This is a genomic window from Streptomyces sp. NPDC004542 (assembly GCF_040610035.1).
GTDB lineage: Bacteria > Actinomycetota > Actinomycetes > Streptomycetales > Streptomycetaceae > Streptomyces.
In genome coordinates this window covers 43,128-67,533 of record NZ_JBEXLP010000028.1, presented here as the reverse complement: position 1 = coordinate 67,533, position 24,406 = coordinate 43,128, and the positions used below count along the sequence as shown (strand labels likewise).

15 protein-coding genes and 1 pseudogene are annotated in these 24,406 nt (G+C 71.6%); 9 read left to right on the top strand and 7 right to left on the bottom strand.

The window, feature by feature from the left end:
• Nucleotides 1–135: 135 nt before the first annotated feature.
• The 3 genes from ABZX30_RS17850 to ABZX30_RS17840 all read left to right on the top strand — a co-directional run bounded on the left by ABZX30_RS17850 (nucleotide 136) and on the right by ABZX30_RS17840 (nucleotide 2,226).
• On the top strand, nucleotides 136–570 hold the full coding sequence (locus ABZX30_RS17850) for a hypothetical protein (RefSeq protein WP_355934439.1): 435 nt from the start codon (nucleotides 136–138) through the stop codon (nucleotides 568–570).
• Nucleotides 571–736: 166 nt separating this feature from the next.
• Nucleotides 737–1,246, top strand: a complete 510-nt coding sequence (locus ABZX30_RS17845) for a glutathione peroxidase (RefSeq protein ID WP_355934437.1) — start codon at nucleotides 737–739, stop codon at nucleotides 1,244–1,246.
• A 104-nt stretch (nucleotides 1,247–1,350) separates the two neighbouring features.
• On the top strand, nucleotides 1,351–2,226 hold the full coding sequence (locus tag ABZX30_RS17840; protein WP_355934436.1) for a MerR family transcriptional regulator: 876 nt from the start codon (nucleotides 1,351–1,353) through the stop codon (nucleotides 2,224–2,226).
• A gap of 191 nt (nucleotides 2,227–2,417) precedes the next feature.
• Here the strand turns inward: ABZX30_RS17840 and ABZX30_RS17835 are convergent, their stop codons facing one another.
• The 3 genes from ABZX30_RS17835 to ABZX30_RS17825 form a co-directional block, all read right to left on the bottom strand.
• Nucleotides 2,418–2,609 (bottom strand): DUF397 domain-containing protein, encoded by a 192-nt coding sequence (locus ABZX30_RS17835; protein ID WP_355934434.1) that lies wholly within the window; start codon nucleotides 2,607–2,609, stop codon nucleotides 2,418–2,420.
• Between the two features lie 192 nt (nucleotides 2,610–2,801).
• A complete protein-coding gene (locus ABZX30_RS17830) occupies nucleotides 2,802–3,659 on the bottom strand; it encodes a helix-turn-helix transcriptional regulator (RefSeq protein ID WP_355934433.1) in 858 nt (285 codons plus the stop codon).
• 286 nt (nucleotides 3,660–3,945) lie between these two features.
• A complete protein-coding gene (locus tag ABZX30_RS17825) occupies nucleotides 3,946–4,701 on the bottom strand; it encodes a GPP34 family phosphoprotein (protein WP_355934431.1) in 756 nt (251 codons plus the stop codon).
• A 253-nt stretch (nucleotides 4,702–4,954) separates the two neighbouring features.
• Between ABZX30_RS17825 and ABZX30_RS17820 the strand changes: the two genes are divergently transcribed.
• From ABZX30_RS17820 to ABZX30_RS17805, 4 genes are all read left to right on the top strand, one after another.
• Entirely contained in the window at nucleotides 4,955–7,549 is a 2,595-nt protein-coding gene (locus tag ABZX30_RS17820; protein ID WP_355934430.1) for a D-alanyl-D-alanine carboxypeptidase, read from the top strand.
• Between the two features lie 185 nt (nucleotides 7,550–7,734).
• Nucleotides 7,735–9,720 (top strand): PT domain-containing protein, encoded by a 1,986-nt coding sequence (locus tag ABZX30_RS17815; RefSeq protein ID WP_355934428.1) that lies wholly within the window; start codon nucleotides 7,735–7,737, stop codon nucleotides 9,718–9,720.
• 142 nt (nucleotides 9,721–9,862) lie between these two features.
• Nucleotides 9,863–10,867 carry a serine protease gene (locus ABZX30_RS17810; RefSeq protein WP_355934426.1) on the top strand — a complete coding sequence of 335 codons (1,005 nt, stop codon included), beginning with the start codon at nucleotides 9,863–9,865 and terminating at the stop codon, nucleotides 10,865–10,867.
• The gene (locus tag ABZX30_RS17805; RefSeq protein WP_355934424.1) at nucleotides 10,857–15,806 is read left to right on the top strand and encodes a trypsin-like peptidase domain-containing protein; all 4,950 of its coding nucleotides are present in this window, start codon (nucleotides 10,857–10,859) and stop codon (nucleotides 15,804–15,806) included. Before ABZX30_RS17810 ends, ABZX30_RS17805 begins: the two co-directional genes overlap by 11 nt.
• Here ABZX30_RS17805 and ABZX30_RS17800 read toward each other — a convergent pair.
• Nucleotides 15,757–16,307: pseudogene (locus ABZX30_RS17800) on the bottom strand (hypothetical protein); the annotation flags it as partial. The gene ABZX30_RS17805 and the pseudogene ABZX30_RS17800 overlap by 50 nt on opposite strands.
• 176 nt (nucleotides 16,308–16,483) lie before the next feature.
• Between ABZX30_RS17800 and ABZX30_RS17795 the strand changes: the two are divergent.
• Nucleotides 16,484–17,341 (top strand): hypothetical protein, encoded by an 858-nt coding sequence (locus ABZX30_RS17795; protein ID WP_355934423.1) that lies wholly within the window; start codon nucleotides 16,484–16,486, stop codon nucleotides 17,339–17,341.
• A 141-nt stretch (nucleotides 17,342–17,482) separates the two neighbouring features.
• Nucleotides 17,483–19,144 carry an N-6 DNA methylase gene (locus ABZX30_RS17790; protein ID WP_355934421.1) on the top strand — a complete coding sequence of 554 codons (1,662 nt, stop codon included), beginning with the start codon at nucleotides 17,483–17,485 and terminating at the stop codon, nucleotides 19,142–19,144.
• Between the two features lie 29 nt (nucleotides 19,145–19,173).
• On the opposite strand, the gene ABZX30_RS17785 is transcribed toward ABZX30_RS17790, so the two are convergent.
• From ABZX30_RS17785 to ABZX30_RS17775, 3 genes are read right to left on the bottom strand one after another with little or no spacing between them, the layout of a single operon-like run.
• Nucleotides 19,174–21,309: a UvrD-helicase domain-containing protein gene (locus tag ABZX30_RS17785; RefSeq protein WP_355934419.1), complete on the bottom strand. Its 2,136-nt coding sequence runs from the start codon at nucleotides 21,307–21,309 to the stop codon at nucleotides 19,174–19,176.
• Nucleotides 21,310–21,349: 40 nt separating this feature from the next.
• Nucleotides 21,350–22,561 (bottom strand): restriction endonuclease, encoded by a 1,212-nt coding sequence (locus ABZX30_RS17780; protein ID WP_355934417.1) that lies wholly within the window; start codon nucleotides 22,559–22,561, stop codon nucleotides 21,350–21,352.
• Entirely contained in the window at nucleotides 22,558–24,375 is a 1,818-nt protein-coding gene (locus ABZX30_RS17775; protein ID WP_355934416.1) for a DUF4357 domain-containing protein, read from the bottom strand. The genes ABZX30_RS17780 and ABZX30_RS17775 overlap by 4 nt, the downstream gene beginning before the upstream one ends.
• Nucleotides 24,376–24,406 lie beyond the last annotated feature (31 nt).

Here is a 24,406-nt window from a genome sequence, read left to right as displayed (position 1 = left end):
GCAGGAGCATCACACAGGCTGCACACCGTCTTTCGAATGACTCGTCAGCGTGCTGGCCATCCGGTCCCACGTGTGAACGTGACCCGCTCGCGGCCCGCTGGGACGACCGCACGTGACCCGGGAGACCGCGAACAGATGGACTACTGCTCCTCGTGCCGTCGGCACCTGAACGGCGCCCTGATGTGTCCCGGGTGCGGCGCCTACGCTCCGGACCTGGCCGCCGACATCGCCACCCTCACCGCCGGCGCCCGCGGCGCCGAGGCGACGACGGGGACCGCGGCGTGGGAGGCCACGGGCTGGGAGGCCGGGAGCGGAGAGACCGGGGGCTGGGAGGCCGGGAGCGGAGCGGCCGGGAGCTGGGAGGCCGGGGACGAGGCGCCGCCGACCGAGTCGCCGCGGGCCGGGTCGTCGCCGGCCGCTCTTGTCCGGTGCGACCCCCGTGGTGACCCCACGCTGGTGGTCGGCCTGCCGGGCTCGGGATCGCACCAGGTCGCCCTGGACGACGGGCAGTTCGCCGAGTGCGACAACAAGGTGACGGTCACCGCGGTGTCGGCGGCCAGGCCCTCCTGACCCCGACGCCCGCGCGGCGCCCGGAGCGGATCCGCCCGCACACCACGATGCCGGGCCGCCGGAGCCCCGGAGACGTACGGCTGCTCCGGTTCCCGCTCGGCCCGGGAAGCTCCCGCGGTCCCGACCGCTGCGCGGGCCGGACGGTTACCGGGGCTAGCATCCGGTCATGACGACTACTGACCACACCGGCTCCGTGCTGGACACCGAGATCGGCGCCCTCCAGGGCGGTTCCGCGGACCTCTCCCAGTACGCGGGCAAGGCCGTGCTCATCGTGAACGTGGCCTCCAAGTGCGGGCTGACCCCGCAGTACACCGGGCTCGAGCGCCTCCACGAGCGCTACGCCGAGCAGGGTTTCACCGTGCTCGGCGTGCCGTGCAACCAGTTCCTCGGGCAGGAGCCCGGCAGCGCCGAGGAGATCGCCGAGTTCTGCTCGGCGACGTACGGCGTGACCTTCCCGCTGACCGAGAAGGTCGAGGTGAACGGCGAGGGCCGGCACCCGCTGTACGACCGCCTGGTGGGCTTCGCCGACGGCGAGGGGCACAGCGGGGACATCCGCTGGAACTTCGAGAAGTTCCTGATCGGGCGGGACGGCCGGGTCGTCGCCCGCTTCTCCCCGCAGACCGAGCCCGAGGCGGCCGAGCTCGTGGCGGCGGTCGAGGCCCAGCTGGCCGGGTGAACCGGGGATCCAGGGGACCGGAACCCGCACCGGCGCCGGCAGCCTGTTGACCTTGCCCTTGGGGCAGGGGTGAGCGTTCTCGTCACCGGGCGGAGGACCGCCCGGTGACGGAGGATGCCGGTGTGGACGAGGAACTGCTCACCATCGGGGCGTTCGCGGCGCGGGCCCGCCTGTCGGCCAAGGCGCTGCGGCTGTACGACCGCCTCGGGCTGCTGGCGCCCGCGCACGTCGACGTGGCCAGCGGCTACCGCTACTACCGCGCCGAGCAGGCCGAACGGGCCCGCCTGGTGGCGCTGTTGCGGCAGCTGGACATGCCACTCGCCCGGATCGCCGAGGTCGTCGACGCGGTCGAGGCGGACGGGACCGAGGCGGCCGGGCTGCTCGCCGCGTACTGGGCGGGCGTCGAGGCGCGGGTGGCGGGGCAGCGGACGCTCGCCGCGTACCTCCGTGGACGGCTGTCGGGGAGGAGTTCCGAGATGTACGGCAGGTTCGTGGTCGAGACGGTGGACGTGCCCGAGCAGGTGGTGATCACCGAGACGCGGCACACGCTGGCGGACGAGTTGCCGGCGTGGATCGGGGCGTCGCTGGGGCGGCTCGAGGCGGCGGCCCGGGAGTGCGGGGGTGTCGTGGCGGCGCCGTTCGTCGTGTACCACTCCGAGGTGTCCATGGAGAGCGACGGACCCGCGGAGTCGTGCGTGCCGGTCGCCGACGCGGCGGCGGCCCGGGAATGGGCGCGGCGGCGGGGGCGGGCGTGGGAGACGGCTGTGCGGGTGGAACCGGCCCGGCGGCTGGCGTTCACCCGGATCACCAAGGCGCAGGTGGCCCATCCGCAGATCCTCGCGGCGTTCGAGGCGGTGGAGGAGTGGATGGCCCGGGAGGGGCTGGCGGCCTCGGGGCCCTGCCGGGAGGTGTACTTCGCCGACTGGAACGCAGCGGGGCCGGGGGACGCGGTGTGCGACGTGGTGTTTCCGGTCGGATGACGCGGGGCGGCAAGGCGGCCCCGGCGGCCCGGCCGCCCACGGCCGGGCGGGGACAGCCGTGAGAGCCACAGCCGCCGGCGCAGAGGCGAGCCCCCTCGGCAAGGACGGCGGACTGGTCGAGAGGGCTCTGGGCAGTGCTTGTGGAGTTGTGTTCGTCGGGAGTCGGGTGGGCGGAGGGTCAGGGAAGCCCCCTACGCCTTGACCGAGGCCACGAAGGTGTTCCACGCCTCGGCGGGGAAGGCCAGGGTGGGACCCTCGGGGACCTTGGAGTCGCGAACGGCGAGTTCCGCGGTCGCGGGCGACTTGACCTCGACGCATGCCCCGTTCCCGGCGGAATAGGAGGACTTCGTCCACGTCTCGGTGGCGCCCTGAAGCAGTGCCATGTCCACTCCTGTTGCGAGTTGCTCTGCAGTGCGATTCACGCCAACCGTGTCGACCGGTTGGCGTGATCGACGCTACTCGGCAACATCCCTTCCTGGGACACCCGTTCACTCGACCGGGTGGCATATTCGAGTGAGGACTTCCGCTAGGACCCGCCACAGATGTAACATCCGCCGCCCCTCGTAGCCGAAGGCTCAGCGGGCGTACTCCTTGGCCACATCCGAGATAAATTGGCGGGATTGGTCCACATTCAGGGACTGTGCCCGCAGATGTTCGTACATCACGGCGTACTTCTGCACGTCCTGCGCCTTCTCCAGATACAGGTCGCTGGTGACACCCTCGAGGTACACCACGCTGGAGTCGGCCGCGTCGGCGAACTCCAGGATCGCGTACTGGCCGTTGAGCCCGGGATGCGCGCCCACCTCGAACGGCAGCACCTGCACGGTGACGTGCGGCAGCTGGGACATCTCGATGAGGTACTCGAGCTGCTCCCGCATCACCAGCGCGCTGCCCACGACCCGGCACAGCGCGGCCTCGTCGAGCACCACCCACAGCCGGAGCGGGTTGTTCTCGGCGGTGATACGTTCCTGTCGCCGCAGCCGCACCTGTACGCGCTTGTCGATGTCGGCCGTCGAGGTCTCCGGCAGCGCCCCCTGCACGAGCGCCTCCGCGTACGCCCGGGTCTGCAACAGGCCGGTGACGAGCTGGGGTTCGTACACACGCAGCGACTCGGCGTCCGTCTCCAGGCCGATGTAGACGCTGTACGGGATGTCGCCGAAGGCGTGCCACCAGCCCTGCTGCCGGGAGTCGCGGGCCATCTCCATCAGGGAGTCGACGATCCGCTGGTCCTCGACCTCGTACACCCCGCACAGGTCACGGACGTCGCGCTGGCTGATGCTGCGCCGGCCGTTCTCGAGACGGCTGATCTTCGACTGCGACACCAGCAGCCGTTCCGCCACTTCCTCGGCCGTCATGCCCTTGAGCTCGCGGAGCCTGCGGAGCTCCTGGCCCAGCCGGCGTCGCCTGACGGTGGGATTGACATTGGACGCCACGGGACGTGCACCTCCGGCTGCCTGCCTGTACCTGCCACTTTGCGTATCTGCTGCTGAGCAGACTGCCACCAAGGAGCTTCCTACCGCTGGGAAACGGTGGATATGCGGCGCGTACGCGTCAGTTCGGGCACGAGAAGCCGGAAGAAAGCGGTCGAGCGGGGCGGTGGGACCTCAGGGTCTCACCACCCCGCTCGGACCAGCGGCTCCCGAACCGGACCTGGGGACGGTTGTGCGGCTGTGCGGCTGTGCGGCGGTGCTGTGTGCGTGGGTGCCGTGGTACTGCGGCTCAGTGGGCCACGACGCGCGCCATGGGTCCGCGGCGCGGTTGCATCGGAACGCCATGAGCGGGTTCCGGTGCGGGCCTGGCTCCTGGCCCGGCCTGACGGCCGGCCGGGGCCGGGCTGCGACGCGGCTGGACCGCCGCGCCGTTCTGGACGTCCATCACGGCGTGCGCGACGAGACCGCCCATGGGGTCGTGCCTGATCAGGTCCCTGAGCCGGGACCGTGAGGAGCGTCCCTCATTGCCCGGGTACAGGTGCTTGCCGAGGCCGACCGCGTGCGCCAGGGCGGCGAGCGCCGCGGTCCGCGGGTCCGGCGGTACGCCGGTGCGGATCGCGGAGTCCAGCCGGGCTCTGATCTCCCGGCTGATCTCGTTGTCCGTCGCCTGGTAGCGAGTCGTCGGCAGCACCCCGCACATCTGTCCGGCCACGGCGGCGACCATGCCGCACCGCTCCAGATGCGAGAGGTAGACCTGGCGGAGCCCGAGACGCGGCCCGCCGATCCAGTGGACGGCCCGTACCGGAGCGCCACGCCTTCGCAGCAACTCCAACGCACAGTCCAGTGTCGGATCTCCTGTCGGCCGTGGTACCACCACGGCGATACGATCCCCGTCTGGGGCTATCCGTCCGGCCAGCGCCAGCTCCACTAGCTGTGCTCCGGCCAGACCGAGGTCGAGCGACTGCGGCTGCGCAGTGGTACCCGTGGCCGGGTCCAATGCCAGCAGCAGAAGCTCCTCCGGAAGTGTTCTGCGGCTCCTGCCCATCCATGCCTCCCCGCGTGGATGAATGACAGGGTGACCCCTCTCACATTGGTCTGTCGAGAGCACGTGACCGGTTCGTAAGGGAACCGGTAGGTATGTCGTTCTCGTCTACCGCAGCGGACAAGCCCGCACACAGGACACTGGTACATGGTTCGGACAGTGTTGGGGAGGCGTTGTCCGGGTGGGTGTTTCGGCCGCCGGACGGCGGTCGGTTCGGCAGGCGTACGGTGACGTACGGCACATGTAGGAGGCATCGGTGGCGGGCGAGTCCCCCGACAGGTCGAAGCAGCGCGAGTCGTCGGTTGAACCGACGTCGGGGAAGGCGGGTCCGGTTCCCGAGGCCCGCGATCCGCGACTCACGGTGTCCCGCGAGTCGGACGAGCGCGGCGGTGTGGACACGGCGACCAAGGTCCTCTCGACCCGTGACCTGACGTCCGGCGCCAAGCCCCCCGCCCCGCAGGACGAAGCCCGCCTCCGCCAGGCCGTCGCGGCATGGGTACGGCCCGGAGACCAGCCATCCGGACAGGACGCCGCCGAGGCCAAGCCGTCCGGGCGGGAGGCCGCCGAGGCCAAGCCGTCCCGGCAGGGGGCTGCCGAGGCCAAGCCGTCCCGGCAGGGGGCCGCCGAGGCCAAGCCCTCCCGGCAGGAGGCCGCCGAGGCCAAGCCGTCCCGGCAGCAGGCCGCCGAGGCCAAGCCCTCCCGGCAGGAGGCCGCCGAGGCCAAGCCCTCCCGGCAGCAGGCCGCCGAGGCCAAGCCCTCCCGGCAGCAGGCCGCCGAGGCCAAGCCCTCCCGGCAGCAGGCCGCCGAGGCCAAGCCCTCCCGGCAGGAGGCTGCCGAGGCGAAGACTGCCCCCTCCAAGGCCCCGGAGACGGAAGAGACCGGAGCGGAGGCCCCCGAGGAGGACAACGCCGGGGGCAAGGCCTCGGAGTCGGACACCCCCGGTTCGGAGGCCTCAAGGGCGAAGGGCGCCGAGCCTGAAGCCGACGAGGCGGAGGCCGCCGGGGACGAGAAGGCCGGGGACGACGGCGGCGAGGGTGCCGCGCGGGCCGCTTCGGACGCCGAGACCGTGAGCGACGCACCCGAGGACGCCGTCGCGGACCCGGACGGGCCCGCTGACGCCGTCCCGAAGGCGGACACCGACGCCACCCCCGAGCCTGCGGCCGCCGACGGCGATTCCGCCCCTCAGGGGCCGCCCACACCCGACGACGAGAGCCGCACGGGTGGTGCGGGTGGGAACACGAAGGCCGACGCCGAAGGCGAGGCCGAAGCCAAGTCCACGGCCAAGCCCGTCGATCAGCCCACCGCCGTCTTCAAGGCCCCGAAGCCGCGGGTCGATCAGCCGACCACCATGCTCAAGCTCGGCGGCCAGCCGAAGCCCCCCGCGTCGGATCCCGAGCGCACCAGCAAGTTCGTCGCGCTCAAGCCCCTAGACGACCCGTCAACCCGCAAGCCCACCGCCACGCCAAAGCCCGCAGCCGCGCCCGCGTCCGCCCCCGCGCCCGCGCCCGCGCCCGCCGAAGCCACCACCCCCGTCCCCCAGATCGGACCCGAGCGCACCACCCAGCAGCCGCTTCCCCCGAAGCCCCCGCTGGACCTGCTCGCAGAGCTGACCAACACGCCTCCGCCCCCGGAGACCCCGGTCCGCACGCTCGTCCGCCGGGTCAAGATCTGGACCCCGCTGGTCCTCCTGCTGGCGGTCGTCTTTGCGGTCGTACAGGCTCTGCGCCCGCTGCCCGCCCCCACCCTCGCCCTGACCGCCGAGGAGTCCTACACGTTCGACGGCAGGACCAGCCTGCCGTGGCCCGGCGAGGGCCAGGGCTGGATGGACGTGGACGGCATCGGCACGATGAGCGGCTTCGGCAAGCAGACCCCCGTCGCCATCGGCTCCGTCGCCAAGACGATGACCGCGTACATCATCCTCAAGGAGCACCCGCTGAAGGTGGGCGCCGAGGGTCCGGCCATCACCGTCGACGCCACCGCCGAGAAGGAGGGCGGCTACGACAAGACCGGCGAGTCCACCCTCAACAGCGTCAAGGAGGGCGACAAGCTCTCCGAGAAGCAGGCGCTGTCGGCGGTCATGATTCCGTCCGCGAACAACATCGCGCGGCTGCTGGCCCGTTGGGACGCGGGTTCCGAGGCGGCGTTCGTGAAGAAGATGAACGCGACCGCCAAGAAGCTCGGCATGACGCACACGACGTACACCGACCCCTCCGGTCTGAAGGAGACCACCGTCTCCACCGCCCGGGACCAGGTGACGCTCGGCAACGCGGTGGTGAAGATCCCGGCGCTGACGGCCATCACCAGCGCGGCCAGCTGGACGGACCCCTCCGGCCACAACTGGCCGAACTTCAACCAGCTCCCGTACGTCATGGGCGCGATCGGCATCAAGACCGGCAGCACGACCGCGGCCGGCGGCAACCTCCTCTTCGCCGCGCGCAAGGAGGTCGGCGGTGAGACGGTCACCGTCGTCGGCGCGATCCTCGGCCAGCACAAGGCCCCGATCCTCGACACGGTCAACGCGGTCAGCAAGACCGCGCTGGTCGCGGCGAAGGACGCACTGACCTCGGCGAAAATCCTGAAGAAGGGTGACGTCGTCGGCTATGTGGACGACGGTCTCGGCGGCCACACCCCGGTCGTCGTCACCCAGGACGTCACCGCGGTCGGCTGGGCCGGCCTGAAGGCGAAGCTGTCCTTCGCCGCCGACGACGTACCGCACACCGCGAAGGCCGGCACCAAGGTGGGCACGCTCACCGTGGGCGACGGCAAGAGCGGCGCGGTGAAGGTGCCGGTGGCCCTGCAGAAGGACCTCACCGAGCCGGGCCTCGGCAGCAAGCTGACCCGCCTCGGCTGACCCCGCCACCCGGTTCGCCGTCCTCGCACCCCGCCGACCAAGCCCCTCGGCGGGGTGCGTGCTAGCGTCACGAATCGGGGCGGTGACCGGTCGAGGGAACGCGGCGGGGAACCGGACAGGAAGCGGCCGGGAACACCGAACGAAGCGGCCGAGAACAGAAGACGGGACACGGGGAGTGCCTTCAGGTGGCCACTGCGGAGCCGACACGCGCCGACGACACGGATCCGGGCCCGGAATCCGGCCCGCGAGGCCCGGAGACCGGCCCGCGAATACGCTCGTCCGCGGCTGACCCGGCCACGGACGGACCAACGGACGGCACCACGCACGGACCAACGGACGGCGCCACGGCCAGACCAACGAACGGCCCCACGGCCGGCGCCACCAACGGCCCCACCAACGGCCCCACGGCCGGACCGACCGGCCGCCGGGCGCGGCTGCCCGCCGCCGCCGAGACCCTCCGGCAGCGGCTGCTCCTGCACCCCGCCCTGTCCATGACCGCGCTCTCCGGTGTGCTGCACGTCGTCTGGTTCTTCACGTTCGCCAACAGCGGCGGCGACCTCGCGGCGCAGGACGCGTGGGCGGAGTTCGTCGGCCGGCACCCGGACTCGGCGTACAACCTGGCCTGGTACGGCGGCATGCACCCGGTGTCGTACAGCGTGGTGTCGCCGTATCTGATGTCGGTGCTCGGTGTCCGTACGACGTTGATGATCGCGGGGACGGTGTCGGCGGGCCTGCTGACGGTGATCCTCATCCGCAGCCGCTCGGTGAAGAACCCGCTGTGGGCCGCGCTGGCCGGGGTGTTCGCGTTGATCTGCAACGCGGTCTCGGGCCGGGTGACCTTCGCCCTGGGCACGGTGTTCGCGCTGGGCGCGGTCGCGGCCGTGTTCTGCTGGCCGCACCGCTGGCGGTACAAGCGCTGGGCGAAGGCCCTGGTCGCGGCGCCGCTCGCCGCGCTGGCCACCATGTCGTCTCCGGTCGCGGGCCTGTTCGTGGGCCTGGTCGCGGTGGCGCTGTTCCTGCAGAAGCGGCGGCCGGGCGCCTGGGCTCTGGGGCTGGCGCCGTCGGCGGTGGTGGCCGTCTCGGCCTGGCTGTTCCCGTTCTCCGGTACCCAGCCGATGAGGATCGGGTCGGTGATCCTGCCGCTGCTGTACGGGCTGCTCTGCCTCTTCCTCGTCCCCAAGGAATGGAAGACGGTCCGGCTGACCGCCGGGGTCTTCAGCCTCGGGGTGGTGCTGGTCTGGCTGGTCAACTCGCAGATCGGTTCGAACATCTCCCGGTTGCCGATGCTGTTCGCCGGAGCCACGCTGATCGCGGCGCTCCCGTTCACGGTCCCGCGTTCGCGCAAGTGGTACGTGACCGTGCTGGCGTTCCTCGGCTTCGTCGGCTGGATCGGCTTCAAGTCGGTCGACGACATCGTCCACACCACCCCGAACGCCTCCTGGGCGCGCGAGCTCGCCCCGCTCGTCAACGAACTCCAGCAGGTCGGCGCCGAGAAGGGCCGCGTCGAGGTGGTCCCGGCCCGCTCGCACCGGGAGGCCTCCGCGCTCGCGCCGTACGTCAACCTGGCCCGCGGCTGGAACCGGCAGGCGGACATGGAGCGCAATCCGCTCTTCTACGACGACACGCTCGACTCGGCCAACTACCACGAATGGCTGCAGCGCTGGGCCGTCCACTTCATCGTCCTGCCCAAGGACCAGCCCGACGCGGACGGCGGCGGCACCCGGGAGCGGACCCTCGTCCAGCGCGGCATGCCCTACCTGACGCAGATCTGGGGCGACGCCAACTGGCAGCTGTTCAAGGTGACCGACCCGGCCCCGCTCGCCGAGCCGAACGCGGTCGTCGACCGGGCGGAACAGGGCGAGATGACGCTGGAGGTACGCAAGGCCGGCCGCATCCTCATCCGCATCCCCTACTCGCCGTGGCTCAGCATCGTCGACGCCGAGGGCGAGAAGCTGAAGCCGCCCCAGGAGACCTGGGCCTCCAGGCACCGGGCCGACGGCATGCCGAAGACGTACGACAACGTCAACGGCTGCCTGATGGAGACGCCGGAGGACGCCAAGGGCGACAAGTGGACGATGCTGCTCGCGCCGAGGGCGGGGACGTACCGGCTGGCCGCGCCCTACACGCTGCCCAGGGGCACGCCCTGCCCGGACGAGCTGAAGGAGCCGTGAGCCGCCCCGGACCGTGAACCGCTCGGCGCCGCCGAGGGCCGGCGGCGACGGGCGCTGACCGCTCCCGTCTTCCGAGGGCGCTCCCGTACCATCCACACGGGGGCCGCGCACGCCGGCCCGCCATCGAAGCGAGGGGGGCCTCTTGGACTATCGGCGACTGTTCTCCGAGGACGAGGTCAGGCAGGAGTTCCTCGACCGCTTCGACGAGATCGCGGCGGGCGCGGCCGCTCTCGGCGGATTCGAGGACGTGGACGGCGGGCTCACGGTCGACCGGGCCGCCGAGGCCGTGGAACGCATGACCGAAGGCCTCTGGGTGCCCGACGGGTCCGGCCTGGAGGCGATCATCGAGCGCTTCACCCGGCCGGTGCATCTGGTGCAGAGATCCACGTTCAAGCTGCCGCCGGACGGCAGGACCACCAGCACTCACGTGGCGGCACGCGTGGAACGCGCCCGTCGCCCGCTGGAGAAGGCGATCCCCAGTGTCGGCCGTGTCGACCTGCGCAACCACGCCCTGCGGTGGGCGGGCACCGGCTGGATGGTGGGCCCCCGGCTCGTCGTGACGAACCGTCATGTCGCCGAGAGCTTCGCCCGCGCAGCACGGGCCGGGGAGGGCACGGGATTCGCCTTCCGGCAGTCCTGGACGGGCAGGACCGTCCGGCCCAGCCTGGACTGGTACCAGGAGTACCAGCAGCCGGAGGAGTCCCGGTTCCGGGTCGCCGAGGTCGTCTGGATCGAACCGGACGGCAGCCACGACGTGGCCCTGCTGCGGATCGACGCGACCGGCGAGGACGGTGAGGCGGCGCCGCTTCCCCTCGCGCTCGACCCGTCCGGGGCACGCGCGGGCCGCTGGATCGCGGTGATCGGTTATCCCGGACGCGACTCCCGCGCCGACACGGGCGACCAGCAGCGGATCTTCGACGGCATCTACGACTGCAAGCGGCTGGCCGCCGGAGAAGTCACCGCGGTCGAGGGGCACGATGTCGTCCACCACGACGCCACCACGCTGGGCGGCAACTCCGGCTCCGCCCTGATCGACCTGGACTCCGGCAAGGCGGTCGGTCTTCACTTCGGGGGCGAGGCCGGGCGGAGCAACGTGGCCGTGCACGCCGCCGCCGTGGCCCGCATCGTCCGCGCACATGGCCGCTGAGCCCGACGCCCGACGCACAGGCGGGGCCGGTCCGGATGCCGCCGACGGCGCGTGCGCGGCCGGTCCTGCCGCCTCCTGGGACGAGGGTGCCGCGTGCACCGCCGACGACGTGGTTGCGGCGGCCGGTCTGGAGGCCATCACCCGGGCCACCGCCGGTCTGATCGACCCGGAAGACCTCATCCGGGTCCTGCTGGACATGATGAGCCGGGTCGCACGCATCGAGATCGGCGGCCGGCCCGTGGGGACCGGGTTCCTGGTGGCGCCCGACGTGGTCCTGACAGCCGGTCACGTGCTCGGTCCCGCGCTGGGGTCCGGGCAGTTGCCGGACTCCCTGGAAGCCCGCTTCGACTTCCGTACGCCCTCGGCGGTCGACCGGACCGCACCCCACGAGCGGGGTGTACGGGTGCCGCTGACCGAACTGCTCGACGGCAGCCCGCCCACCGCCGCCGAACTGGCCTCCTCTCCACTGTCCTGGGACGCGTCGCCGGATCACCTCGACTACGCCCTCCTGCGCACGGGGGGCGGGCACGTCCCCCACGCCCCCGGTGCCCGGCCCCCGGCCCCCGGCCCGCGCGGCCATTACCTGCTGGAGCAGCACACATACGACTTCCGCAGTGCGCGCCTGCTGTTCGTCGTGCACCACCCGCTCGGCGAGCCGACGCGCATCACGTACACGACTGGCCAGACCCGGATCAACGACCGGGGCACGCGGATCCGGTACCCGGACGTGAACACCACGCCCGGGTCGTCCGGTGGCCCCGTCGTCGACCTCCGCGGCCGACTCGTCGGTCTCCACCACTACACCGCGGGAGCGGTCAACCAAGGCGTTCCGGCGTCCGCGATCGCACGGGCCGTGGCACGCGGGCCGCACGCCCGAATCCTGGACCCGCCTCCCCCCGCGCCTTCTCCGCCGAGCCCCGGAACACCTGCGCTGATGCTGAGTTGGGTGCCCCAGGACCAGGCGTGGGCCGAGTTCGTGCACGATGTCCTGGTCGCCTCGGGACACCACGTGCTGATGGGCCCGGCCGCCGACCGTCCGGGGCACCGCACGGTCCGGGAGCACGTGGACGGCGGCGGCAGGGTGCTCGCCCTCGTCAGTCCCGCCTATCTCGCGACCTCCGCCATGACGGACGAACGCGACCACATCGTCCACGACTTCGACCACGCGAGCGCCCCCAGCCGCCTGGTACCCGTCCTGGTGGAGGGCGAGGCCGCGGGGAGCCTGGCCCTGCTGTCCCCGGTGGACCTGCGTGACGTGACCGCCGCCTCCGGCGCCCCGCGCGATGCCCGCGGCCACCCGGACGAGACCGCCGTGCGGGAGCGGCTCACCTCCGCCCTCGCCGCTGCCCCGTCCACCTCCGAGGGCCCCCCGGCCCCCGTCTCCCGGCAACCCGCCCTCCGCTTCCGCTCCGGCGACCCCCTGCCCCGGCTGCGTCTGCTCAGTGACCGGGCGCGGCAAGCGGCGGGCACCGTCTCCGGGACCGTGTTCACCGACGGCGAGGAGAGCCAGTTCGCGGCGGGCCTCTACGTCACCCGTGACCTGGAGGAGGAGCTGCTGGAGCGGCTGGACCGCGACGCGGCCACCCCTGTCGTGATCGTCGGGGAGGCCGGATGCGGCAAGACCAGCATCCTGTGGAGCCTGGCCCGGCGCCGCTGCGGGACACCCACCGGGGAGGTGTTCTTCCTCAAGGCGACCTGGCTGGTCAGCGGCCCGTCCGGGGGCACCAGAGTCGACCCGGGAATGCTCGTCGACGCGGTCCGGCAGGCGCACGGTGACGGACGGAGCGTGACGGTCCTGATCGACACCGTCGACGTGCTGGTCAACAACGACGACGACTGGGAGCGGCTGGTGACCGTCGTACACGCGGCGGGAGACGCGGGCGCGGCCGTCGCGATGACCTCCCGGGTGGCCGAGGCGGCGGAGCTGCCACCGGAATGGCGGCGGCTGCCGCTGGGGGACTACGGCACCGGCTCCGAGGACGGCCCGCACGCCACGAGCGAGTTCGAGCGTGCCGTGCTCGCCCACAGCAGGTTCTTCACCCGTGATCCCCAGCTGAGAGAAGACCTGATCAGCAGAATGCTGGCGATCGTCGCACGGGACATCTCCCTGCACCCCCTGTGTCTGCGCCCGTTGACCCTCCGCATGCTCTTCGAGATCTACACGCCGGGTCAGGTCCCCGACGTGGTCGACACCACCGGCCTGTACGAGACCTACTGGGACCAGCGGGTGACCCGCGACCGCCGTTCCTGGGATCCCAGGGGCGACCGATCCGGCCACGACCGCGACCTCGGCGAGACGGCCATGGCGCTCGCGCTGGAGATGCTGCGGACCGGCCGTCCGGAGGCGTGGGTCGACCGGGTCCGGCTGCCCGCCGCCCTCACGGCCGCGCGACTGAAGGAGGAGGTGGCGCTCCTGGAGGCCCGCGGGGTGGGGCACTTCGCGGGCGGCGTCTTCCAGTTCTTCCACCAGACGTTCTTCGAGTACGCCGCGAGCCGTGCCCTCGTCCACGGCCGCGGTGCCGCTGGGCTCGGCGCGCTCGTCGAGCGGCTCCAGGTTCCGGACGGCGAGGACTACTTCCTGCTGGCGGTGCTGGAGCAGGCCTGGTTGTGTGCCGACCGCTCGCAGGAGGCCGCGGACCCTGCGGCGGTCATGGTCGGGAAGCTGCTCAGGACCATCGCCGAGGACCTCGACGCCGAGCGCACCACGGTCCGGTACGGGCTGCGGCGCACCGTGTTGTCGGTCTGCGCCCAGAGTTCCCTGCCCACTCGGGACATGCTTCCCGACCTGCTGCACATCCTCGGGTCCGCGGGGCTGGCGCTGCCGGCCCTGCGACAGTTCCTCGAACTCCTGCCCTCCCCGGGACGCGGCTACGGGCCCCGGGACGCCGCCTGCCTCAAGGCTGCCGCGGCCCGCGCGGACAACGCCTGGCTCGCGGTCCTGGAGGTGCTCGACCGCCTGCTGCCCCGGGATCCCGGGCAGGTCGTCAGCACGGTACGGATGTCGGGGCTCGTGGAGCGGGCGGCCGAGGGCGGCCACGAGTTGTCCACCCGCGGTGAGTTCGCCGGCTTCCTCGTCCGCCTCCTGCCCGTGCGACCCGGGGAGGTCTTCCCGCTCGTCAGGTCCGTGGCGCGGGCCGCCCTCGCCGCCGGCAAGCACGCCTACGTCGCCGAAATACTCTCGGACATGGCCTCGTCGAGCGAGCTCCAGGGCGACCCGCGGACTTGGGCCGCCTGGGCGGACGACCTGCTCGGCGAGAGCACCGTGGCGTCCGCGGCACTCATCAAGGCGCACACCGCCGTCCAGCTGCCTCATCTGCGCACCCTCGCCTTCCCCGACCTGGTGGACCGGCTCGCCGCGCTGGTGGCCCGGCTGTCCACCACCGACGGCCCGACGACGGCCGACCGCTCGCTGCTCGGCGCGCTCCTCACCGCGGCAGCGGACGTGTGCCCTGCCGACGCCGACCCGTCCCCCCTCATCGGCCTCCTGGTCAAGGTCACCAGCAGAGAGCGGATCGCCGACCTCTCCCGCGGCTCCCTGGCCCGCCTGCTGGACTCCGAGGCCCCCGTGGGCCGGGCCGTGCGCGATCTCGCCGTCGACTGGCTCGTCCAGGGCATGCCGATCGCCGAGCCCGAAGGAATCGCCGGCATCCGCGCCAAGGTCGCCCGCACCGCCCTGGAGCGGCTCGACCTGCCGCTGCACCGGGTCGCCGACGTGGCAGGCCGCGCGGCCGCCGCAGGGGAGTCGTCCGGCCGGGACCCCGCACAGGTCTGGCGGTCGAGCGCGTGCCTGCTCCCCCTGCTGGTGCGCGGCGCCGCCGCCGGCATCCCCGGGGCCTGCACGGCGATCGCTGAACTCCCCGGCCGATTCACCGTGCGAAGGGTGGACGTCACAGCCTGGGCGGACCCGTACAGCAAGTACCCCGCGACCCTCCACGAGGCCGGTCTGATGATGGACCTGCTCCTGCGCATCGGCGAACTCCAGCAGGCCAAAATGATGCTGGTGAACGGCGTGGCGCTCGACGACGCCTCGCTCGTCCGGCTCGCCGCCTCAGCCCTCGACGCCCTGCGCACCGCCGTGCCGCCCGTCCGCCCGGACGGCATGAGCCACGAGGCCCGTACGAGGCTGCGCACTCTGGCGGAACTGCTCGTCGTCCTGCGGCACGGAGGCACCACCCTGGACCTCCCCTGGGAGGAACTCGCGGCGTGGACCGGCCGCATCCCCGACCCACTGGCCGTGGGGTGGCTCGTCGAACTCGTCGGCGCCGGACTCGAGCGGAGTCAGTATCCGCCCGGGGACGCCCTGCGGCTGCTGCGCGCACAGTGCGGCGCCGACGGCACGCTCGACTGCGGGAGCGAACTCGGCTGGAAGGCACGCCTGTGGTGCGTGTGGTGGTACGGCGTGCACGGCGCGGCCTCGGACGTCCCCGAGGCGCTACGGCTGGCATTCCACGAGCCCGTCGACGCGCAGGCCGTCATCAAGCTGTGCAACTACTTCTTCACGGACCGGCGCGAGTCCCCGCTCACCGAGGACGAGTCCACCGGCCTGCTGCTCGACGTCGGCCGCCGGGTGCGGGCGAGCGCCCTGGGCTCGGGGCGCCGCAAGGACGTCGCCCAGGCGTGGCGGGGGGCGATGTGGTCCTTCGTCCCGGGCTGCGGCACGGACACGCAGCTGCGGATGGTCCGCGATCTGCCGTGGCTGGACGACGTGTTCGCCGGACATCTGCTCCAGTGCGTCCCGGTGAACCGCACGCCCGAGCTGCGTGCCGCGCTCAGGGAGGTGGCGGGCCGGCCGGACCTCGGCCCCCGCCTGCAACGGGCTGTGCACCAGATCCTGGACCAGCACAAGCGGCACTCCTCGGAAGGCGGCTGGCCCGAACTGTTCGCGGACCTCACCGCAGCTTGTCCACGCAACGGTCCGTCCCCGCCACCGTGGGGATGAACGGCGCGACCAGCTCCACCCGCCCCGGCCCCGACTCGGCCATCTGCTCGTCGAGGCCCGTGCAGTACCGCTCCCGGCACTCCCGTGGAGCCGCCTGGAGGAACCGCAGCAGGGTCAGGCGGGTCTCGACGCCCTCGACCTGCTTGACGCAGGTCATGCGGTCGCCGGGGAGCGGGGTGGGCCGGAAGACGGTCACCGTCGCCGCCGGGGAACCGGCGAGGCGCTGGGGCGGCCGGCGGGAGCGCAGCCGCTCCAGCAGTTCGGCGCGCTGCCCGGCGCCGTCGGCGTCGACGGCCTCGAGGACCAGGCCCGCGTACGGGTGGTCGAGGGCGTGGAAGTCGCGGGGACCGGCCGCGCCGTCCCGGTACACCGTGGCCTCGTGGTCCTGGAAGGCCGTGAAGACGTGGGTGCGGTCCCGGTAGACGCGGGCATCGCGGTTGAGGCGCCGCGGTTGATGGCGACGGTCCACTTCATGTGGTCGTCGTAGCGGCCGTCGGTGACCGCTCCCCTGTCGCCTGATACCGCCGGCGTTCACGCCCTCCGTGCCCCGCCCGGGCCCCGACGGGGCGTAGCGCTGTGATCCACCTGCCGGCCTGGCGTACGAGATCACCGAACTCCGGGCAGAGCCGAGCGGAACACCCCTCGCCATCTGATGCTTCGTCAGCTAAACCGGACCCATGACAGATGACGCGCCGCACGCGGAAGAAACCCGCAGCCACCTGTACGCGGAACTGGCCGCCGTCGGCCCCTACGGAGCCGACCTCGGTCACGCCCTCATCACCATGGTCGAGCCGCACCCCGGCCGGGAGCGCGAGTACAATCGCTGGTACGAAGACGACCACTTCATCGCCGGCGCGATGGCCATGCCGTGGATGTACGCGGGACGCCGCTGGGTCGCCACGCGGGACCTGCAACTACTGCGTTATCCCGAGACCTCCGCCGTCGCGCAGCCGGTGACGGCCGGATGCTACATATCCGTCTACTGGATGACTGCCGGCCGCTACGCCGACCACATGCGGTGGACCGTCGGCATCAACAGACGCCTCAACCGCGACCAGCGCGTCTTCCAGGACCGCACCCACGTCTTCACGGCCTTCCAGGACCACGCGGCGACGGTCTACCGCGACGGTGACGAGGGCCCTCGCGACATCCACGCCCTCGACCACCCCTACGCCGGGCTCGTCGTCCAGGTCATCGACGCCGGCTCCCCCGCCAGGCGCACGGATCTGCTTGCCTGGCTCCGGGACGACCAGCTTCCCCAACGGCTGGCGGGCTCGCCCGCGGCCATGGTGACTCTCTTCACGCCGACTCCCCTGCCCCTGGACCGCATGACCTACGTCAAGCAGGTCGAGGGAGTCGGAACCCGGCTGACCTTGTTGTGGTTCCTCGAGCAGGATCCCCGTGTCCCCTGGCGCGAGCACTTCGCGGACCTTGGCACGTCCGTGGCGGCTTCGGGGCTGGGCGAAGTGCAGTTCGTCGCTCCGTTCATACCGACGGTGCCCGGGACGGACCGATACGTGGACGATCTGCGGTGAGCCGCCGGGTGCCATCCAGGGCCGGCGCACACGCGCCGCCCTCGTTCCTCATGCGACCCAGGCGCCACACATTGAGTCGTGTACGATGTCAACGGACTCTCTAGATTGATGGGGTCCTCGGATCCGTGTACGGTGACACGCATGGTAGACCAACCTGCCCCGCGAGTCGGTGGACCGCTTGTCTCCGGCTCTGAGATCGCCAGGCTCGCCGGTGTCACGCGTGCCGCGGTCTCCAACTGGCGTCGGAGGTACGAGGACTTCCCGACACCAGTCGGCGGCGGTGTGAACAGTCCGCTGTTCGACCTGGCCGCGGTGCAGACGTGGCTGGACAAGCAGCGCAAGGGCCAGGACGTCTCGGAAGAGGTGCAGTTGTGGCAGACCCTGCGAGGGGCCTACGGCGATGAGATGATCGGCGGACTCGCCGATGTAGCCCAGTTGCTCGCCGGTCACGAGGGCCGGGCCCCCGCAGCCCTGCCGACAGATGCCGTTCGGCTGGCGCGGCAGCTCAGCGACAGTGGATCACCTGGTGACGTGGTGAGCGCGCTCACGGAGCGTTTCACCGACTCGGTGCGCCGGGCAGGCTCCGACCAGGTCACCTCTCCGCGTATCGTCCACGCGGTGCAGCACTTCGCAGGTGAGGTGGCGGCCGATGCGACCCTCTTCGACCCGGCGTGCGGCATCGGGACGCTCCTGCTGACTGTCGGGCCCGAACTCGGGCCGAAGCGGTGCGGTCAAGAGGCCGACGCCCGCAGTGCTCGATTCGCGCGGCTGCGAGCCGATCTCACGGGACGCCCCGGCGTCGACGTCCGCATCGGAGATTCCCTGCGCGAGGACCATTGGCCGGATCTCAAGGCCGATCTCGTCGTCTGTGATCCGCCTGTCGGTACCACCGACTGGGGACGCGAGGATCTGCTCCTCGATCCCCGGTGGGAGCTCGGTACACCTTCGCGTGCCGAAGGCGAACTCGCCTGGCTGCAGCACGCCTACGCACACACCGCGCCGGGCGGCCGCGTCCTCATGGTCATGCCCGCCTCGGTCGCCTACCGCAAGGCCGGTCGCCGTATCCGGGCCGAGCTCGTGCGACGCGGCATCCTCACAGACGTCATCGCCCTCCCCCCCGGGATCGCTGCCTCGCACGCGCTCCCCGTGCATCTCTGGCGTCTGCGTCGCCCGCAGTCCCCGGACGACGCCGTGGCCAAGGTGCGCATGGTCGATCTGACGGCGAGCGATCCGGACGGCCCACTGGAGCCAGGGCCCGACCAGACGGCGGACGTGCCTCTGATCGAACTGCTCGACGACGCCGTGGATCTCACTCCCGGCCGTCACGTCGAGGAGTCCCACCGCGACTACACGACGGAGTACCAGGCTCTGCGGCAGGAGCTGGCGGAGCAGGTGCGGCTCCTGGCCGATCTGTTGCCTGCTCTGACGGCAGGCGCCGGTCCAAGTGCGCTGGAGGGGCCGTCCGTCAGTGTCGCCGACCTCGCGCGAGCCGGGCTGATCGAGTACGGCGCTCCGGAGCCGGTCTCGGTGAGCGATCAGCTCGACACCGATTACCTCCAGGGCTTTCTGCGCAGCGCGGCGAACACCCGTCGGTCCACGAGCGCCAGCGGAACCTACCGGCTCGACGGCAAGGGTGCCCGCATCCCACAGATGGACATCGCCGAGCAACGCCGTTACGGGGCGGCGTTCCGAGCCCTGCAGGAGTTCGAGGAGCGGGCGCGGAGGGTGGCCGAACTCAGCAAGCAGGCGGCTGCACTCGCCAGGGACGGGCTCGGCAACGGGGCTCTCTCACCCGAAGAGTGATTTTCCGTCGTATCGCCAGGACAGCGCTGTCACTTCGGCTGCGGAACGAACGGACTGGCTGCCCCGCTCCACGACACCGCCAACGCCTCCCGCCCCCGTGTGCACGCCACGAACAGCAGGCACCGCTCCCGGAGCAGGTCCGAGTCGTGCTGCAGCGCGTCCACGGAGGCCGGCGTCACTTCGCGGGCGAAGGGAAGCGCACTCGCCGTCGCGCCGAGGACGGCGACGCAGCGGAACTCCAGCCCCTTCATGGCGTGCATGGTGGCCAGCCGTACGCCTTCCCTGTCCGGCCCCGGACTGTCCCTGACCCGGACCACCGGCACCCGGGCCGCGGCCAGCCTGTCGTAGGCCTTGTCGAGCAGCACGTTGAAGCGGGCGCACACGCCGATCTCCGACGGCCGGATGCCCTGTGCGATCCAGTTCTCGACGCGCTCGACGAGCGCCGCGATCTCCGCCTGCTCCGCCCCGTACCCGTCCACGTGCGGCCTGCGGCCGTGCAGCAGCGACCGGTAGCCCGCCAGCGTGTCGCTGCCCTCGCCGCCCAGGTCGTCGACCGACACCGGGGTGAGGATGCCCGTCGACCAGGCGAGGATCTCTTCCGTACTGCGGTAGTTGATGCGCAGGCGGTGCGTGCGCCCCGCCACCGATATGCCGAGCGAACCGAGTGAGACCTTCGAGTCGTAGATCCGCTGGTGCGGGTCGCCGGTGATGAACAGGTCGTCGCTGCCGGGCGCCACCGCGCCGCGCAGAACGCGCCACTGGGCCGGGTGCAGGTCCTGTGCCTCGTCGACCACGACGTGGTCGTGCGTGGGTGAGGACGCGGCCAGGAGCTCGGCCGCACGGGCGCACACCTTGAGATGGGTGGTGGCCTGCTGGTCGCGCAGCAGGGACTCGAACAGCTCGACGGCCGGCCACAGCTGCTCCCGCCTGGTCGGCGACAGCGCGCTGCCGCGACCGCGCCGGGAGGCCGCGCGGTAGTCGTCCAGGGTGCGCAGGTCCTGGGCGAGGACGACGTGGCGGTACTCCTGGGCCAGGAACTGCTCCGTCCAGGGCAGGCCGAGCTTCTTGACGACCCGCTGCCACACCTGTCGTTCCTCCCGGTCACCGATCGGGGAGGGCGCCCGGCCGTCGAGGCGGGTCACGATGCCGTGTGCGTAGGCGTTGACCGTGGTCACCTCGACGCGGGTGAGCAGCGACTCGTCGTCGTCCAGGAGGACGGACAGGTTCTCCCGCAGCGACGCGGCCAGGGCGTTGGTGAAGGTGGTGAGCAGGACGCGGGCGTCCGAGGAGCGGGTGAGCAGGTGCTTGACCCTGTGCAGTGCCGCGACCGTCTTGCCGGTCCCCGGGCCGCCGGTGACCTGTACCGGTCCCCCGTACGACACCCGGTAGGCGACGCGGCGCTGTGAGGGGTGCAGGAACACCCGCCAGGCCGCGAACGGCTTCTCCAGGATCTCGGCGAGTTCCTCGGGGCCGGTGACCGGGGTGATGCGGCTCGTGGTGTTGGCGATGACGGCGGCCAGGCTCTCGTCCGGGTCGGGCCCCGCGTCCACGGGCCGCCGGACGGCGACCACGTCCCGGTACACCTCTTCGGGGCTGAACCCCTCGGCCAGGTACTGCAGCACCTCGCACTGGTCCTCCGGCAGCAGCGTCTCGAAGGCCCTCAGCTGCGCCTTGTCGACGATGGTCCGCACCGCCCTCAGCACCTGGTCGTCGATGCCGAGTTCGCGCAGCACCGTGTCGGAGCACTTCGCGAACAGCAGTGAGTCGGCGGCCGCGGCGGCTTTCTCCAGGGCCGGGGTCAGCTGCTCGATCGCCGCGACGTTGCGGACCTCCAGGGCCCGCGTCGCGGAGTTCGTCGTGTACAGCCGCTTCGCGGCCCAGGTGTAGGCGTCGTCGTGCGGGACGACGTTGACGAGCAGGAAGACGTCGCTGCCGTCGTCAGGGGCGAGGACGACACCCCGCCAGAAGTCGTTGATGCGAATGGTCCGCATGCGACGGTCGCGGGCGTTCTCCACGGACTCCAGGTGCAGGCCCTTGTCCGCCTGCAGTTCGGGGACCGTGAGCTGCTGGAACTTCTGCATCGCCTTGCGCACGCCGGCTTTGACGGGCCGCTCCAGGACGTCGTAGCTCTCCCAGAAGCTGTTCGCGAACGCGAGCTGCGGCACGAGGCGCCCTCCCCACCCTGAACGGACACTCGGCAGTCGATCATACGCGCTGGGTGTTCACCAGCCGGGCGGCCACCTTCTCCACGTCCGAGAGCAGCCCGGAGGGTTCCTGGTCGAGGTCGAGGGCGTGCTGGTGGATGACGATGCCCGCGTGCCGCACCGTGTGGGCCGCGTGCGGCGCGTTGCCCTTGGCGTACACCAGGTGGCCTTCGCGCAGGCCCAGGGCGGTGCAGTAGGCCAGCATCTGGTAGAGGTCGGCGTCCGGGAAACCGTCCCGTTTCTCGGCCTTGTATTTGGCGTCCACCACGGCGCACGGGGCACCGCCCGGCTCGTACAGCACGAAATCGGGCCTCATGCGGATCGCCGCCGCCTCGTCGAGGTGATGCGGATCCTGGAGCCGCGCCGAGTGCCCGAGACCACGGCATGCCTCCCGCAGCGCCACCGTCACGAAGTCCTCGAAGAGCTTGTTCATGTCGAACAGGAACCCGTCGACGTGCAGCCCGCCGGGCGCATGCTCGACGGAGGCGTTCTCCAGGACGGTCCGGGCGAGATGCAAGGCGTGCTGGTAGCGCGCGTTGAGCCGGTTCGGCTGCCAGGCGGGCAACGGCCGACCGCGCACGATCACCGTGACATCGGCCAGGCGGGCGCGCTGGTGGAGCAGTCCGCGACGCACGTCGTGGGGGACGCCGGGCAACCGCAGGAGGCGCTCGACGGCGGCGCGCAGCAGGCGGTTCTCCGCGATGTCGGTGGTGAACTCGTCGTACTCCACCTCCAACGGCAGCGTCGCCCCGAACCGCCGCCGTATCTGCTCGGCTTCCCGGATGCGGCCCCGGACGACCAGGGATGTCTCCTCGGTCACCCGGTACCCCTGGAGGAGCCCCTGCCGCAGGGCCCGGTCGATCTGCCGCTCCACGGCGTGGGCGAGCGCGGGCAGCAGATCGCGGTGCGCGGTGACTTCGACTTCCCCGTCCCGCCGGCCGCCCTTCGGGGCGAGGCTGTACCCGAGCAGGAAGAACAGCCGGGCGATGGGGACCTTGGGGGCGACGCGTACGGTGATCGGCCCGTCGCCGCCCGGTACCGCGACCGCCACGGCACCGACCTTGCTGCCGGCCCGCAGGGACCAGTGCCCCGGGACGTACGGATCAGGAGCCGCGTCCACGACGTCCCCGGCCGCCAGTGCCCGTCCGACCGCGTCCGGCAGCGCGACGCCTACCGCCGGTGCGTGCTCGACGAGTTCGATGACGTGCGTCACCCGAGCGAGTCCCGCAGAGCCGCCAGACCGTACCGCTTCTCGATGTCCACGCCCTCCCCGTAGTGGTACTCCTCCAGCAGCGGCAGGATCTTGGTCCGCCACGTCCGCTCGAGGCCGCCCTCCCGATAGACGCCGGCCTTCATCAGATACGAGGGCCCGATACGGAAGTCGGCATTGTCGATACGGGAGTTGAGCCGGTCGAGCAGGTCGGCCGGCTCGGCGTCGCGGCCCTCGCGCGCGAGCCAGCGGCGCAGCAGCCCGCTCGTCGGCTCGGTGCGCGGGGACAGTTCGACGAAGGCGAAGCGACGGCGCATCGCCGCGTCGACGAGGGCGATCGACCGGTCGGCGGTGTTCATGGTGCCGATCACGAAGAGATTGGGCGGCAGCGCGAAGTCGTCACCGGAGTACGTCAGCCGGACCGACTTGTTGCGGTACTCCAGCAGGAAGTACAGCTCGCCGAAGACCTTCGCCAGGTTGGCGCGGTTGATCTCGTCGATGATCAGAAAGTGCGGGATGTGCCGGTTGCCCTCGCGCGCGGCCAGATCGGCGAGTTCACGCAGCGGGCCGGCGGTGAGCCGGAAGGCGACCTCCCGGCTCTGCGGGTCCTCCTGCGGCCGGAAGCCCTCGAAGAAGTCCTCGTACGCGTACGAGGGGTGGAACTGCACGAGCTTGACCTGCTCGGGCCCGCCGCCGAGGAACTCGGCCAGCTTCAGGGCGAGATACGTCTTGCCGGTCCCGGGCGGGCCGTACAGCACCAACTGCCTTTCGTCCCACAGCAGATCACGCACCTCGCGCAGCCAGGCGGCGTCGTGCACGAGGAGTTCACCGGCCAACTCGTCCGTGGGTTCGGGCAGCTCCAGCTCGCGCCGGGCGGTGAGCGCGGGGATCTCCACGCTCGGGTCCCGGTCGGCGGCTTCGGCCTCCTCGATCAGGTCCTCGTCGCTTATCCCCAGGCCGTCGATGAGATCCTTCACCGCGCTCAGATCGACGACGTCATGCTGTGCGGAGAGCTTCTGCTGGAGCGCCTCGGGCAGGTCCTCGTACGCGTGCCCGTCCTCCGCCCAGTCCACCGGCCGGCGCAGATCCAACCGGCCGTCCTCGGAAGCGAGCTGCTCGGCCGCTCCCGTGATCTTGCCGACGTACAGCCGGCCGCCCGAGATGGTGCACATGGTGTCGCCCGGTCTCATCCGGGAGAGGAACATGTGCAGTTCCTCGACCAGCTGCACCTTCTGGTTGTACGTCGCGGTGGAGGCGTAGTCCTCCTCGACGGCGGTGCGCAGCCGGTCCTTGCTGATGCCCTGCCCGACACCTTGTCGCAGGTGACGCGCGCGCAGGGTCACCAGCCCCTCGGGCAGCCACAGACGCCGGACGAGATCGAGTCCGGAGACATTGGATCCGCGTACCAGCCAGGCCCGGTTGGGTCCCCACCACACCTGGTCGAGGTAGTCGGAGAGCGGATGGCCGTCGGCGGTCTTCCACTCCAGCCATCCGTTGGCACTGCGACCGACCAGGATCTCGGCGGCGGCCGACGGCGAGTTGCACTCGACGTCCTCGACGAGCTCCATCCAGCCGGGCCAGGTCTCAGACTCCACGAAGATGTCGTCTTCGATCAGGCGCTGCCTCAGCCGGTAGGACGACGGCATGCGGACGGGGAAGGACGGCACGACCTCCGGGCGCCCCGGCGACCCGGCCAGGACGACGAACTTCTGGCTGCCGTTCGTCCCCTTCTCGGTCAGCAGCCGTCCCCGGGCTTCGGGGCCGCCGCCCGGCAGCTTCAGCCGGAACTCCGGGTACGGCGTGCCGGCGTCGGCCATAGTCACCATTTCCCCCGTTCGTGCAAGGTGC